A 15,107-nucleotide genomic window follows, 5' to 3' on the forward strand; every position below is an offset into this window, starting at 1 on the left:
TAGAGTACAAAAATAAGTTAGGATTTTAAAATCACCAAAGCTTATTTAGACTAATTTCAAATAAGAAAATAAAAACTAAATTATATGTTGAGTATGAGAATATTGCAAGCGATAAAAAAGTCAATATTCTGAAAAATAATTTTTAGTGGTAAGATGTGAAAATTTTGGTCGCTTCATTGTATGCACTTTCAAAACTCAAGGCGTTCAGTGTATTGCGCTGTTTTGAAGTAAAATAAGAGAGTAATTTTTCGGTGGGCATATTTCCGGTCAATTCATCCTTTGCCATTGGGCAACCGCCAAAACCTTGAATGGCACCATCAAAACGGAGACAGCCGGCTTTATAGGCCGCATCCACTTTTTCATGCCACGATGTTGGCGTTGTATGAAGATGTGCGCCAAATTCGATATTTGGGTATTTTGGAATCAAGTTAGAAAACAGATAATTTATATTCTCCGGATTGGACGTTCCCACCGTATCACTTAACGATAGAATCTTAACACCCATATTTGCCAAACGCTCAGTCCATTCGCCCACAATATCCACATTCCACGGATCGCCATAAGGATTTCCGAAACCCATGGAGATATAAACCACCACCTCTTTTCCTGTCTTATCGGCGATTTCCAGAATCTCATCCAAAGTCACAACGGATTCCGCAATCGTTTTATGGGTATTACGCATTTGGAAGTTTTCTGAAATTGAAAAAGGATAACCCAAATAATTTATTTCAGGATGTGTGGCCGCGTCTTCAGCCCCTCGGGTGTTGGCGATAATTGCCAAAAGTTTGCTTTTGGTTGTGGAAAGGTCAAGCTTGGAAAGCACCTCAGCAGTATCCACCATTTGTGGAATCGCTTTAGGGGACACAAAACTCCCGAAGTCGATGGTATCAAACCCAACGCGCAGTAATGACTGAATGTACTGGACTTTCTTTTCAGTAGGAATAAAATCCCTGATGCCTTGCATGGCATCACGTGGACATTCGATTATTTTAACCTGTTGCATGGGCTCAAAGATATGAATTCCTACGTATGAAGGAATCTTTCAAATCAAAAAAAGAAGGGGTTTAGAATATCAAATGTTATAAATAAGGGAAGAAATACGGACTTTTAAGAATAAAATCTTTTTAAAAGTCCGCATTTCAATTACTTACATTTTGCAATCACCTTTTCAGCTAGTTTTTTTGCCAATTCCCGATTCTCATCAGGATCATTACTAATTTTTGTTAAGATCGTAAAATTGGCTCTTCCAGCTAGAACCACTAACTCCCCGCCCCATTGGTCACTCCACTTGTACCAAGAACTAGAACCCAAACCTTCAACAGCGTCCCAACTCGATTTAGCTCTCACTTTCATGAAGTCTTTACCGGTCTCTTTAACTTCCTCATCTGCTTTTTCTAGATTTTTCTGAATTTTCTCTAATTCGGCATCAGACAATTTTTTATAGCTCATGTCGAAAGAGCTAATGGCCGACTTCAATTCTTTTTTATCTGAATAAAACGAAAGATTTTTAATTCCGATGGTATTTTGATCAGGAACATCCATTTTCATATTGCTCACTTCCATCGTAAAAGAAGGCCTATCACTTTCCCAAGTGTAAATATGTTGACCATAACTGCCTGAACGCAATTCTACTTTCGCTTTATCAGCTATGGGATAAACAGAGGCCATTTCCTCTTTGGTAAGCAATGTTCCGTAATCGTCCTCAAAATCTTTTAAGCAGTCGTAAGATTTACCGCTGTCCTTGTTACTCACCTTCTCGGTGGCATTGTCCGATGTACCATCTGAAGATTCTTTTTTTTCAGAGTTGCAAGAGAAGAGCATAAAAGCAAGTCCTGCAAGAAATGTGATTTTTTTCATAATAAAATATAATTTTGGTTCCTGGCTAAATTACATCTATTACGTTAATTTTCATCGTCAAAAAAGAGCAAATCATCTTGAAATCAAACCATTGAATTCCCAATAAAAGAAGTTTAAGCCAAAACAAAGGCTCTTCTTAAGCTGCAATTATATAAAGTGCAATACCTACAAAAACAACAATCTGGAGCCATTTTAAAAAAGTGCCAACACCTTTTCTTTCTATTATGAATTTGGAGATACGCCCTGCCAATAATGCGATAGCACTAAAGATGATGAAAGAAACAACCATAAATGTAATTCCCAAGATATAAAATTGAACCACCGTATTTCCATCTTTATCCCAAAGGAAGCCGGGGAAAAATGCCAAAAAGAAAATCATGACTTTCGGATTTACCAAATTCATGATCACTCCCGTTTTAAAAAGCTGCATGTAGGATTTCTTGGGTGCATCTTCTGACCATGAGATGTGATCATCACTCTTATAAACTTTGAATGCCAAGTAAAGTAAATAGCAAGCTCCCAAAACTTTTATTCCATAAAAAAGTTCATCTGAAGCTGTAATAATTGCTGAAATACCAAACGCCAATAGTGTCGTATGCACAATACAGCCACTTATAAGACCAGCCGTTGTGGCGATGCCGCTTTTAGTACCATTAACCAAAGATTGGGTCAACACATAAATGTTGTCTGGCCCCGGTGCTATGGCCAAAGCAAGGGTAGCAACTGAAAAAGAAAGGAGAGTTTCTATCATAAAAAAAGACCTAAGATCGCTGCGCTTCTAGAAACAAGATTTTAGACGGACATTTATTAAAACTATTTGATAGGAGCGGTAATTTATAGTACATCTTCTGCCTTTAACTCCTTAGTTGTTTTGCCAAAATCGCTTTGTTAATATCCTTTATCAATTTCGGCCCTTCGTAAATAAACCCGGTATAGAGTTGGATCAAATCGGCGCCAGCATCTAATTTCTCCAAAGCATCTTCGGCGGAATGGATCCCTCCTACACCAATTATTGGGAATGCCTTATTGCTTTTATCTGCTAAAAACCGGATGACTTCAGTTGACCGCTTTGTTAAGGGCTTTCCACTCAAACCTCCCATTTCGTTTTTGTTATCACTCTTCAATCCTTCTCGAGCAATGGTCGTGTTGGTAGCAATAACGCCATCAATTTTGGTTATGGAAACAATGTCTATTATGTCCAAAAGTTGCTCGTCAGTCAAATCTGGAGCGATTTTAAGGAGGATCGGTTTTCGTTTTTCCTTAGAATTATTTTTGTCTTGAAGGGTTTGCAATAGATCGGTCAATGGTTTCTTTTCCTGTAATGCACGCAAATTTGGGGTGTTTGGAGAACTGACGTTGACCACAAAATAATCGACATAATCAAAAAGCGCTTCAAAACAGATCATATAATCGTTTACAGCATCTTCATTAGGGGTGATTTTGTTCTTTCCGATATTTCCACCAATCAAAACACGTTTCTTATCGCCTTGTACAGGATTGTTTTTCAAACGCTCTACCGCTTCCTCGAGACCAGCATTATTAAAACCCATGCGATTTATAATGGCTGAATCTTCTTTTAATCTAAACAAACGTGGTTTTTCGTTTCCATCCTGTGGTTTTGGTGTGACCGTGCCGATTTCAATGAAACCAAACCCTAAATTGGATAGCTCTTTGTAAAGCATGGCATTTTTATCAAATCCAGCCGCTAATCCGACAGGATTTGGGAATTTTAATCCGAAAAGGTCACGTTCTAACTTCGGGTTCTCTATCTTAAACTTTCTTCGAAAAGTACTGCCCAATCCTATTTGGTTCGTAAAACGAAGCATCGAAAATGTAAAATGATGGATTCTTTCAGGATCAAACTTGAAAAGTAACGGTCGGATGATGGTTTTATACATAACTGTCAAAAATAAAAAACTACCCAAATATAGGGTAGTTTTCATATTATTTAGTTTTTAAAATTTACTTTTATTTAAGCGAAATGCTAAGTCTAGCAAATAAAAATCGTCCACCAACTCCAAATTGCTGTGCTCTTCTAGACCAGTCAAAACGTCCATCACTACGGTTGTTCCCCATTCCATTAATATCTTTACTAAGACGATCCGGATAGATATCAAATAAATTATTCGCACCAACTGTAACCAGAAAGCTATCAGATACTTTATAACCTACTGAAAGATCCGTAACTATTTTTGAACTCAACACTTCTTGTAAGTTGATATCTGTTGTCGCTTCAGTCACTTCTCCAAAATACACGTTTCGCAGGAAAAAAGTAAAGTCGCCCATACTCAAGGTATTGGACAGGTTTACTTTTGTACTCGGCACTGCTTTTTCCAAATAAATGCGGCTGTCTTCTGGGAAATAAGTATCCACTAACCCTGCATCTTCAAGAACACGAGACGCATTAATAGGTCCCACTTGTTTAGTTTTTGAAAAAGTTGCAGACAAATCATTTTTCAATATCATATTGCTTCCAATATTCATACTTTGGGTAATCACTAAATCTATCCCTTTTGACTCTGTATCAATAGCATTGGCGAAAAAAGAAGCTGCAGTGGCATTGGCTTGAGACAATAAATTATCAAGCTCAGTCCCTGTTCCTGGACCTTCAAATTGTCCTGTATAAACTACGCGATCGTCTATGCCAACAAAATAACCATCTAATGTAATATTAACTCGTGCTTCAGGCAATTTCACTGTAAAACCTGCACTAATACTTCTTGAGGTTTCTTGTTTAAGTTCTGGGATTCCCAATAATTTTGCCGCACGGCTATCATTGGCAAATGTTCCGACTTCTTGAGGATCTCCATTTTGATCAAAAATGGTGGAGGTTGAATTAAAGTACAATTGATGTAATGAAGGCGCTCTAAAACCGGTATTACCCGCAACTCTAAGATTTAAGCTTTCATTGACTTTCAAAAGCGCTGCCAATTTAAAATTAATAGTAGATCCGAAATCTGAATAATTCTCAAATCGGGTCGCAAGACTTAACAGGAATGAATCGGTGATATCAGCTTCTAAATCAATATAACCGGCCACACTGTTTCGTCCTCTATTCACTTCGTTTTTTGGACTAAATCCAGGAAACACTTGTGAACCACCGGGTCTTGCACTTCCAAAGAAATCAACAGACGGTTGTTGGGTAGATGTTGTTATAGCCTCTCCTGCTGCAGTATATTGCTCATAAGAATCCTTTTGTCCAGCGACGATTTCATATTTTTCCAGACGATATTCCGCTCCGAAGGCGACGTTAAGTCCAGAGAAAATATCCTCGTAAAAATTATTAAGATCTAAATTTACGGTGTTTTGTGAAAAGTTGAACCCACCAGCATCAAAGGTTGTTGGCGATGCATTTTGCAAGGAGGCATTAAAGGTATTTCCAATGACATACGCAAATGCATTCCTGCCATAAGTATTGCTGAAATCGGCATTCCAATTTCCTACTTTACCTTTAATCCCAACTGAAAGTGATTGGTCACTAATAGTAGAATTTATTTCTGGTAAAAACCCGTTGATATACGCTGGGGTATAAGTCCGACTTTGATTAGGCAAACGATAGAAGCCTCCAGAATTTCCTGTACGTGAACTGAGTCCTCCAAATGAATACAACTCAGAGCCTTTGTCATCTAAAGGCAAAGAAAAGTTAGTAAAAAACCGACCTCCTCTTACTTCAGATTGTCCCACTCTCATGTTAAAATCTGATCGGGTCATATTTCTGCTCGCTAGTTCAGCATCCGTATTATTAGCACTTAGGATGGTGCGAAGATCTGCTTTCGAGGCGTTAGGATCAAGATTAAAACCTGCCTGGTTTCCGTATTTGATCACATCGGCTACATCATTATCTAACAATTTAGAGATATCATACCCGTCATTAGAAGCAACACGCTCTATAGTATTATACCGGTTAAAAATACTCCCTTCCCATTCTTTCATGCGGTTATAGTCATCTCTGTAATCAAAATCACCAGTAAAGTTGATGTAACCTCCTCTATCTCCAAGTTTCAAACCGTAGTTTGCACTAATATTAGTTGTAGCACCATCAACGCCTCCAGTTTGTTCATTGGCGTTTTTAGTGAAATTTGCTCCAGTGGTCACAATTAACTTCAATTCATCAGTGGCATTGTCGAGTACAATATTTATTACACCGGCAATGGCATCACTACCATATTGCGCGGCAGCACCATCTCTTAACACCTCAATACGTCTTATCGATGCGGTTGGAATCGCATTTAAATCCGTCCCAACACTTCCCCGTCCAAAGGTTCCGTTAACATTAACAAGTGATGATGTATGGCGGCGTTTTCCATTAATAAGAACCAAAACTTGATCTGGCCCAAGCCCTCTTAATGACGCAGGGTCAATATGGTCAGTTCCATCGGCAATGGTTTGTGTATTGGATGTAAATGAAGGCGCTACAAAATTCAAAATCTGGTTTAGATTGACTTGAGGACTCACTGAGGCAAGTTCCGTAACATCAATAACATCTACCGGAGATAATGAGTTAACAGCAGTTCGCGCAGGATTTCTACTTCCAATCAAAGTGATTTCTTGTAATGAAACACCCGCTTTCATGATCACATTGAGTGTTGTGCCTTCTACTGATTTTTCGAGATTATTGTACCCCACATAAGAAAAAACCAATTTCTGTCCTATATCAGCTTTTATCTCATATTTACCGTCAAAATCCGTTATAGTCCCAGACAATGTGCCTTTGACTATAATTGTCACACCACTTAAGGGTTCGTTATTCTCATCTATAACCACACCAGAAACCTTCTGGGCAAAAAGAGAATAAGAAAAAAGAATTAAAAATAGTAATAGGTAGTTTTTTTTCATAATTACTTGTTTTAAGGATTAAGTTGTTTGTATTTATTTCAATGAAAATTTTTAACTTTAAAAAAATTGAATAGCGATAATATAAATGGACAACATTCGACCAATCCAATTTTAGAATGTATCTTGAAAACTTTAGGATTGGTGAACAATAAATTACTTTTGCCTATTTTTTAACATCTTAAGCACAACGATAAAAAGCGGAGTAAGCTAATATAGAAAGGGGATATGTTTTCTAAAGGAAATGCATTTTTTAAAGCATCTTAACCAAATATAAGAAAATAATTCAAAAAATAAGCTAAAACAAAGGAAATAACACAACGCTTAAGAATAGAAAATAATAATTAAAATAGATTTAAAGGCGTTATTCTTATTATGAATATTCTTTATTTTGCACAATAAATTAAAAAAGTATGATTGACAAACAACACATCATTGATAGATTTATAAGTTACGTCACTATTGACACGGAGTCCGACCCAAATTCAGACACCACACCAAGTACTGAAAAGCAATGGGATTTGGCACATTTACTCGTTAAGGAACTCACTGCCATTGGGATGAAAGACGTATCCATCGACCATAATGCTTATATCATGGCAACACTACCCAGTAATGTTGACCATGAGGTTCCTGTCATCGGGTTTGTATCCCATTTTGATACCTCTCCAGATTTCACGGGCGCAAATGTCAAACCTCAAATTATTAAAAACTATAATGGTAAGGACATTGTTTTGAATGAAAAAGAAGGAATTATCCTCTCGCCTGACCTGTTTGATGACTTGTTGCAATACAAAGGCCAAACGCTTATCACAACCGACGGAACCACACTTCTGGGCGCGGATGACAAAGCTGGAATCACGGAAATTGTCTCCGCTATGGAGTACCTGATTCAACATCCTGAAATCAAGCACGGCGACATCCGTGTCGGTTTTACACCTGATGAAGAAATTGGCCGCGGGGCGCATAAATTCGATGTTGAGAAATTTGGTGCAGAATGGGCCTATACTATGGATGGCAGCCAAATAGGCGAATTGGAATATGAGAATTTCAATGCTGCAGGTGCCACCGTAAAAGTGAAAGGGAAAATTGTGCATCCTGGGTACGCCAAAGGAAAGATGATCAACTCCATGTATATTGCTACCGAATTCATCAATTCTTTACCTATGCTGGAAACTCCAGAACACACCGAGAATTATCAAGGTTTTTTCCATTTGGCAAGCGTTCAAGGCACTGTTGAGGAAACGGTTTTAAAATATATTATTAGAGACCATAACATGGCGCATTTTGAAGCTCGAAAGGAAGCTATGCTTCAAGTTACCTTCGACTTGAATACCCAATATGAAAGAGAAGTTGTGACAATTGAGATCAAGGATCAATATTTCAATATGAAAGAGAAAATTGAACCTGTAATGCATATTGTAGATATTGCAGAAGAAGCCATGATCGCACTTAACATCAAGCCGATAATCAAGCCCATAAGAGGCGGCACGGATGGCTCTCAATTAAGTTTTATGGGTTTACCTTGTCCGAATATATTTGCCGGAGGCCACAACTTCCATGGCCGTTACGAATATGTTCCAGTGGAGAGCATGATCCAAGCTACAAAAGTGATTTGTAAGATAGCTGAGTTGGTGGCTTTGAAGAAGTAGGTCACAGTTTGTATACATTACTTTGTCCATAATTATAAAAGAATAAACAGGACACATAAAACTTTAAAACACGAAGACAAAAAAGCATGTTATTAAATAAAATTAAACCCATTTTCTTGACTGAGAATGGGTTTTACAATAGATAAAATTAAAGTATGAACTCAACCCATTTACAGAAAATCATCCATTATTAATTTTATTCATCGCACTCAAAAAGATATTTTCTTCGAATTCTATGTCATAGCGCTTTAACAATTCCAGATACTCTTGTTTGAATGACAATTTTTTATGATGTTCCGACTGTCTCCAGATATATTTTACAACTTTATCTACATGCGATTTTGAATAGGTGAAGGCACCATAACCCTCTTGCCATCTGAACTGCCCATTAATCCTCCGTTTTTGATTGATCCATCTTGATGAATCTGCCTTAATATCTCGAACCAAATCTAAAAATGACAAGGAGGGATTCATACCAATTAAAATGTGTACATGGTCTGGATTATAGTAGATAGCAATTGGTTTGGATTTGTTGTTATTGATAATTCCACAGCTATATTTTTCAATTTCTTCCCTATGAATTTCAGATATTAAATTTTCTCTCCCCTTAACAGCAAAAATAACTTGAACGTACATTTGGGTGAATGTGTTAGCCATTTTATAGAGATCACGCTCCTACGGAGCTTGGATTAACGGGTTCTTTTTAATTACAAAGATGTTGCTCCTACGGAGCTATTAAAAATATAATTCCATAATACTTCAAGTGTTATTTCTCAACTACCAAAGTAATAATATGACGAAATCCTAAACTATGCGATCACGGCTATCAAATCCGCAAAGCACTCATTTACAATTCACTAATTCAACAAAAAAAATGATCTGATTATTGAACTGCAATACTCTAATCAACCTTGAAAATATTGTAATTCTTAAATCTTTATGATGTAATAATTAAACCATGTTTTACAGCAATTGCCAATCTTACTGCTAATAATAATTAAGTAGTCATGCAATCATTTTAGCAACGTAGTTGCGCCATCTTTGTAGCAAAACAATCATTACCCGTTCGAGCTGCAGCGCAGCGACATCTATAATTTACCCATAAAATGAGAATCCTTAAAACAAAAAAAGCCACTTCAACTGAAGTGGCTTTCATAATTTATAAGCAAAAGTTATTTTGTGGTTGTCGTAGTTGCAGGATCTACATTGAGCTTGCTACTCATTTCCATTGAAATTGCAGAACGATCAAACTTGATTTTCCCTGCCATGGTTTCAATAACACAACTGCTATCTTTATCATTTAGGTCGACAATTTTACCGTGCATTCCGCTTTTGGTAATTACTCTGTCGCCTCTTTTTAACTCACTTGCAAACTTTTTTTCCTTTTTGGCGCGTTTCATTTGTGGTGCAATCATAAAAAAATACACTACAGCGAACATCGCAATAAAAGGTAAAAACGAACTTATTCCTTCTCCCATTAATTCTTAATTATAATTTGTTAGTCGTGATTATGGCCTTCGTGACCTGGTTGCGTGCTGTATTTACGAGCAGGCTGTTGCATAATAGATTGTGTTCCTCCTGTTTGTTGAACAGCTGGCTGCATTGGTGCATTAGGATCTCCTTCAACCATTGCTTTGATTCTAACCGTTTCAGCACCTCTTTCGGTATTGGTGGTCATCGTGATGGATTTAGTAACTACACCGTTTCCTTTTCCGTCAAATTTCACTTTAAATTCGCCAGTTTCTCCTGGAGCAACTTGTCTTGTCCAATCTGAAGGTACTGTACATCCACAAGTACTTTTGATATCACTGACCACTAATGGAGAGCTTCCTGTATTTGTGTATTTAAAAATAGCTTCAACAGGGGTTCCATTTTTTATGGTACCAAAATCATGTTCTGTCTCTTCAAACGACACAGATGCAAAATTTCCTGAGTTGGCATCTCTTTGTGCTGCTTCTGCAACATTTTCCGATTTAATTTTTGCCGTAGCATCTTCTTTACATGACATAAAGGCAACTAAGCAAAGTGCGCTAACACCTAACATTAATTTTTTCATTGTATTATTTATTTGATTAAAATGTTCAATTTAAAATAAATTTGAGGGTGTAAAAATAGTAATTATTTCCCATTACATCAACCCTCTCCCTATTTTATTTAATTCGCCATTCTCATTATATTCCTTAACAATCTTGTCTAAAATGCCGTTAATAAAGAAACTGCTCTTAGGTGTAGAATATTCCTTGGCAATATCGATATACTCGTTAATGGTCACCTTTACAGGGATAGACGGGAATTTCTGAAATTCACAAATAGCCATTTGAAGCAAAACTGCATCTAAATTAGCGATACGTTCCGCGTCCCAGTTCTGGGTTTTGGCAGCAATTTCCTTGCTGAATTTTGATTTATTCAGTAAGGTTTTTTGGAATAATGCCGTGGCAAATTCCTTATCCTCAGTATCCTTAAATAGTTTTGGTGTGAAGAAATTGGGCTTATTCTCCTTTTTCAATTTTCGGAGCATCTTTAGAATTCCCGTATTAACTACAGGCAAATCATCCAACCAAGTCAGTTTTTTATCTTCTATATACTCGTAAAGTTTCTCATTGGGTGCAATAATTTCAGTGAACACATCACTAATAAAGTCCTTGTCTTCTTTGAAATCAGACACTTTACTGGACATATAATCCTTATAAAGATCACTTTCAATGATGCTTTTAAAAATGATATCCACATATTCAAAATCCAGATACCAATAATCGATCTTGCGTTTTTCAATCTCAATTTGAAGCGCCACGTCTTCATTCAAGATTTGCAGAACTTGATTATTGATAAATTTTCTATTGGGATTTTTCTCTTCTTGTGTTGCTAAAATTTTTCTTTGCGACTTATCTTGGTAATCTTCAGCCCTCTTTTGGACTTCAATTAAAAGTGACAGCATCAAAAGATGCAAATCGTACATGTGTTCAAGACTTTGGAGTAAAAACTTTTGGTGGTTTCCGAAATCGTCACCTTCATCTCCATCAAACGCATAAAGGGTTTGCATCACTTTTATACGAATATGTCTTCTGTTTAGCATTTGTAAGAACTTATTAAATTAAAAAAGGCGAAAAGCATTGTTGCTATTTTCGCCGTGCAAAAATAGTATTAATTTATAACTTCGAAAAAAAATGACATGGATATCTTAAGCTTATTTCAATTCTTCATTTTTTCGCTTTAGGATACGCTCTTTAGCCATATTTAAAGCAGCAACATTTGGTGTGAGACCACTTTCGGCAGCACGTTCTAAAATTTCCAAAGTGGTATTGTAGATATTTTCAGTTCTTTTAATGGTTTCTTGCTTATCGCAAGGTTCAATTTCCGCATACACATTAATGAGACCTCCAGCATTGATTAAAAAGTCTGGGGCAAAAACAATTCCTCTTTCCTGTAATATGAGGCCATGCCGCTCTTCAGCCAATTGATTATTGGCAGAACCTGCAATGATCTGAGCTTTTATTTTATTGATGGTAGCATCGTTAATGGTAGCTCCCAAAGCACAAGGCGCATAAATATCCATTTCTTGACTATATACATCGTCACCCTCATAAATGACAACGTCATATTTGTTCCTGACACTCTCCAGGCGCTCCTGATTAATATCGGTAATGGTCACTTTAGCACCTTCCTTCAACAAGTGCCCTATCAAGGCTTCACCAACGTTTCCAACACCCTGCACAAACACTGATTTCCCTTCCAACACATCAGATCCATACTTGAATTTTGCGGCAGCTTTCATCCCCATAAAAACACCATAAGCTGTATTTATAGCCGGATTTCCAGATCCGCCTTTAGCCTCTGAAATCCCAACAACATGTGGCGTCACTTCCCTAACAGTGTCCATATCCTCGGTGGTCATCCCAACATCTTCAGCAGTAATATATTTCCCGCCCAAAGAATTTACAAACTCACCAAATTTGCGCATCAATTCAGGTGTTTTTTGAGTTTTTGCATCCCCAATAATCACCGTCTTACCGCCTCCTAAATTTAATCCGGAAATTGCAGATTTAAAGGTCATTCCTCGCGACAGCCTCAAAACATCATTTAATGCTTCCCATTCATTCTCATAATTCCACATTCTTGTACCACCAATAGCAGGTCCTAAAACCGTATTATGAATGCCAATTATTGCTTTTAAACCAGTATCTTTGTCGTTGCAAAAAACAATTTGCTCATGATTATCGAAAGAAATCTGGCCAAATACAGGGTCTACTTTTGAAAGCTCTTTTGAACTTATGACCTTTGAATCCATATGTTTAAATTTGTTCTGAGTTTTTATTAGATATTTCAAAAATAAACCAATACCCGAGTAATAGCAAAAATACAGTCGTAATTTATAGGGTTCATAAAACGCAAGCGACCAATAATTATAGATGAGAGAATTACAGCACGTCAATAAGTACTTCTATAAGTACAGATATAAATTATTAGCAGGGATTTTAATAACGATTGTTGCTCGAATTTTTCTTCTTTTCACTCCAGAATTGGTAGGTAATTCAGTAGATGTCATTGATAATTACAGAAAAGGTATCACCACAGATCTTGCAGTCGTTAAAAGTGAATTGCTCGTAAACATCCTATATATTATTGGTGCGGCGATTATTGGTGGCGTTTTCACCTTTGCCATGCGTCAGACTATTATTTATGTCTCACGAGAGATCGAATATGATCTAAAAAATGAAGTTTATCAACAATACCAAAGGTTATCGTTAGATTTTTACAAGTCTAACCGAACTGGCGACTTAATGAGCCGTATCAGTGAAGACGTTGGTAAAGTCAGGGAATACGCCGGACCTGCGATAATGTACAGCATCAACACCGTAACGCTATTTATCATTGCGATTTTTTTAATGTTCAGGTCGGCACCCACGCTCACGCTGTATACCATTATCCCTTTGCCTATCCTTTCTTATTTCATTTATATTTTAAGTAAGTCTATCCACAAACGCAGTACCATCGTGCAGCAATGGCTTGCAAAACTTTCTACGTTTACCCAGGAAACGTTTAGCGGAATCAGCGTGATCAAGTCGTATGGTATTGAAGACAAGACGAATGCTGATTTTGATGAGCTTTCCGCAGAAAGCAGACAAAAAAACATTGATTTGGTAAAAATCCAAGCGCTTTTTTTCCCTCTGATGATCTTTTTAATTGGCTTAAGCAACATCATCGTTATCTACATAGGCGGTAAGCAATATATTGATGGCGAAATCGAAAGTTTAGGAGTCATTGCAAAATTCATTATTTATGTGAACCTCTTAACATGGCCCGTTGCTACCGTGGGCTGGGTAACTTCCGTAGTGCAACAGGCAGAAGCCTCACAAAAGCGGATCAATGAATTTCTAAAGCTGGAGCCAACGATAAAAAACAATGCTACTGAACCATCCCATATTGAAGGCACCATTGAATTCAAGGACGTATCCTTCACGTATCCTGACACGAACATTCAAGCCTTGAACAAGGTGAGCTTTAAACTCAATAAAGGCGAAACAATGGCTATTATTGGCAAAACAGGCTCTGGAAAATCGACTGTTTTAGACCTTATTGGGCGTTTGTATGATGTGACTTCTGGCGAGATATTAATTGATGACACCCCCATTGAGGATCTTAATTTAGTAAGCTTAAGAAATCATATAGGTTACGTCCCGCAAGAAGCGTTTTTGTTTTCGGATAGCATCAAAAACAACATCATGTTCGGAAAAGAAGATGCGACGCAAGAAGAAGTCATCGCCGCAGCAAAAAATGCCGATGTTCACAAAAACATCAAAGGGTTCACTAAAGGTTATGACACTGTTTTAGGTGAAAGAGGCATTACCTTATCTGGTGGACAAAAGCAGCGGATCTCTATTGCAAGAGCAATTATTAAGGCGCCGCAAATTTTATTGTTTGACGACTGTCTATCGGCGGTAGATACGGAAACTGAAGAAAAAATCCTCAATAACCTCAGGACGATTACTAAGGGCAAGACCACCATCATTGTCAGCCATCGTGTCTCTTCGGCCAAAAGCGCCGATAAAATAATTGTTTTAGACAACGGCCAAATCATTCAAAAAGGAAACCATAACACCTTAATTGATGTAGACGGTTACTACAAAGAGCTTTATATAAAACAGCTGACTGAAAACCAATAACCTCAACTCAATCTTATCATCTAAATTCCTTATTCTCAATCGCGCAGCAGACCTTATTAGATTGTTACAAGCCGATTCTTTATCATTAGTTAAAAGAAATATCAGAAATTGTTGGTTACTAATCTTTTTTTTTAGATTTTTGGTACGTAAACCGTTACTAATTAAAATAAAAAAATATGAGTGATCACGGAATGATGGAGAAAGAGGAAATATTCTCTAAAGTATTGCGCGCAGGAAGAAGAACCTATTTCTTTGACGTTAGAGCCACAAAAGCTGGAGATTATTACCTCACTATCACAGAAAGTAAGAAATTCACGAATGATGATGGATCTTTTCACTACAAAAAACATAAAATCTACTTGTACAAAGAAGATTTTAGTGAATTTAATGAGATTTTAAAAGAAATGACCGACTATGTCATTGATGAAAAAGGTGATGAAGTCATCAGCGAACGCCATCAGAAAGATTTCAAAAAAGAAGATTCTGATTCAGAAGACGAAAATTCAGATTTAGATTCAGATCCGATGACATCGGCTGAAAGGTTTACTGATATCAAGTTTGAGGATATTTAAACTAACAAACGACAAAATTATTATAGGAACCG

13 protein-coding genes are annotated in these 15,107 nt (G+C 37.0%); 3 read left to right on the forward strand and 10 right to left on the reverse strand.

The annotated features are described in order from the left end of the window. Nucleotides 1–142: 142 nt before the first annotated feature. The 5 genes from ESZ48_RS14580 to ESZ48_RS14600 all read right to left on the reverse strand — a co-directional run bounded on the left by ESZ48_RS14580 (nucleotide 143) and on the right by ESZ48_RS14600 (nucleotide 6,693). Complete coding sequence (locus ESZ48_RS14580) at nucleotides 143–1,003, reverse strand: hydroxymethylglutaryl-CoA lyase (protein ID WP_129018238.1); 861 nt, start codon at nucleotides 1,001–1,003, stop codon at nucleotides 143–145. A gap of 140 nt (nucleotides 1,004–1,143) precedes the next feature. Further along, nucleotides 1,144–1,857, reverse strand: coding sequence for a hypothetical protein (locus tag ESZ48_RS14585; RefSeq protein WP_129018239.1), 714 nt, complete (start codon nucleotides 1,855–1,857; stop codon nucleotides 1,144–1,146). Nucleotides 1,858–1,993: 136 nt separating this feature from the next. Further along, nucleotides 1,994–2,608, reverse strand: a complete 615-nt coding sequence (locus ESZ48_RS14590; RefSeq protein WP_129018240.1) for a LysE family translocator — start codon at nucleotides 2,606–2,608, stop codon at nucleotides 1,994–1,996. 103 nt (nucleotides 2,609–2,711) lie between these two features. Further along, nucleotides 2,712–3,755 (reverse strand): quinone-dependent dihydroorotate dehydrogenase, encoded by a 1,044-nt coding sequence (locus tag ESZ48_RS14595; RefSeq protein ID WP_129018289.1) that lies wholly within the window; start codon nucleotides 3,753–3,755, stop codon nucleotides 2,712–2,714. A 70-nt stretch (nucleotides 3,756–3,825) separates the two neighbouring features. Beyond that, nucleotides 3,826–6,693, reverse strand: coding sequence for a TonB-dependent receptor (locus ESZ48_RS14600; protein WP_129018241.1), 2,868 nt, complete (start codon nucleotides 6,691–6,693; stop codon nucleotides 3,826–3,828). 410 nt (nucleotides 6,694–7,103) lie between these two features. Here ESZ48_RS14600 and pepT point away from each other — a divergent pair, with 410 nt between their 5' ends. Next, complete coding sequence (gene pepT / locus ESZ48_RS14605) at nucleotides 7,104–8,342, forward strand: peptidase T (protein WP_129018242.1); 1,239 nt, start codon at nucleotides 7,104–7,106, stop codon at nucleotides 8,340–8,342. A 180-nt stretch (nucleotides 8,343–8,522) separates the two neighbouring features. On the opposite strand, the gene tnpA is transcribed toward pepT, so the two are convergent. The 5 genes from tnpA to ESZ48_RS14630 form a co-directional block, all read right to left on the reverse strand. Further along, nucleotides 8,523–8,999: an IS200/IS605 family transposase gene (tnpA, locus tag ESZ48_RS14610; protein ID WP_129018243.1), complete on the reverse strand. Its 477-nt coding sequence runs from the start codon at nucleotides 8,997–8,999 to the stop codon at nucleotides 8,523–8,525. A gap of 515 nt (nucleotides 9,000–9,514) precedes the next feature. Then, nucleotides 9,515–9,820: a preprotein translocase subunit YajC gene (gene yajC / locus ESZ48_RS14615; protein WP_129018244.1), complete on the reverse strand. Its 306-nt coding sequence runs from the start codon at nucleotides 9,818–9,820 to the stop codon at nucleotides 9,515–9,517. Between the two features lie 20 nt (nucleotides 9,821–9,840). After that, complete coding sequence (locus ESZ48_RS14620) at nucleotides 9,841–10,398, reverse strand: DUF1573 domain-containing protein (protein ID WP_129018245.1); 558 nt, start codon at nucleotides 10,396–10,398, stop codon at nucleotides 9,841–9,843. 72 nt (nucleotides 10,399–10,470) lie between these two features. Then, nucleotides 10,471–11,415, reverse strand: a complete 945-nt coding sequence (gene nusB / locus ESZ48_RS14625; protein WP_223266465.1) for a transcription antitermination factor NusB — start codon at nucleotides 11,413–11,415, stop codon at nucleotides 10,471–10,473. A 111-nt stretch (nucleotides 11,416–11,526) separates the two neighbouring features. Beyond that, nucleotides 11,527–12,627, reverse strand: coding sequence for a Glu/Leu/Phe/Val family dehydrogenase (locus ESZ48_RS14630; RefSeq protein WP_129018246.1), 1,101 nt, complete (start codon nucleotides 12,625–12,627; stop codon nucleotides 11,527–11,529). Between the two features lie 121 nt (nucleotides 12,628–12,748). Here ESZ48_RS14630 and ESZ48_RS14635 point away from each other — a divergent pair, with 121 nt between their 5' ends. Both ESZ48_RS14635 and ESZ48_RS14640 read left to right on the forward strand, forming a co-directional pair. After that, on the forward strand, nucleotides 12,749–14,503 hold the full coding sequence (locus ESZ48_RS14635) for an ABC transporter ATP-binding protein (protein ID WP_129018247.1): 1,755 nt from the start codon (nucleotides 12,749–12,751) through the stop codon (nucleotides 14,501–14,503). A gap of 176 nt (nucleotides 14,504–14,679) precedes the next feature. Then, a complete protein-coding gene (locus tag ESZ48_RS14640) occupies nucleotides 14,680–15,075 on the forward strand; it encodes a PUR family DNA/RNA-binding protein (protein WP_129018248.1) in 396 nt (131 codons plus the stop codon). Nucleotides 15,076–15,107: the final 32 nt, after the last annotated feature.

This window comes from Gelidibacter gilvus (assembly GCF_004115975.1).
Lineage (GTDB): Bacteria > Bacteroidota > Bacteroidia > Flavobacteriales > Flavobacteriaceae > Gelidibacter > Gelidibacter gilvus.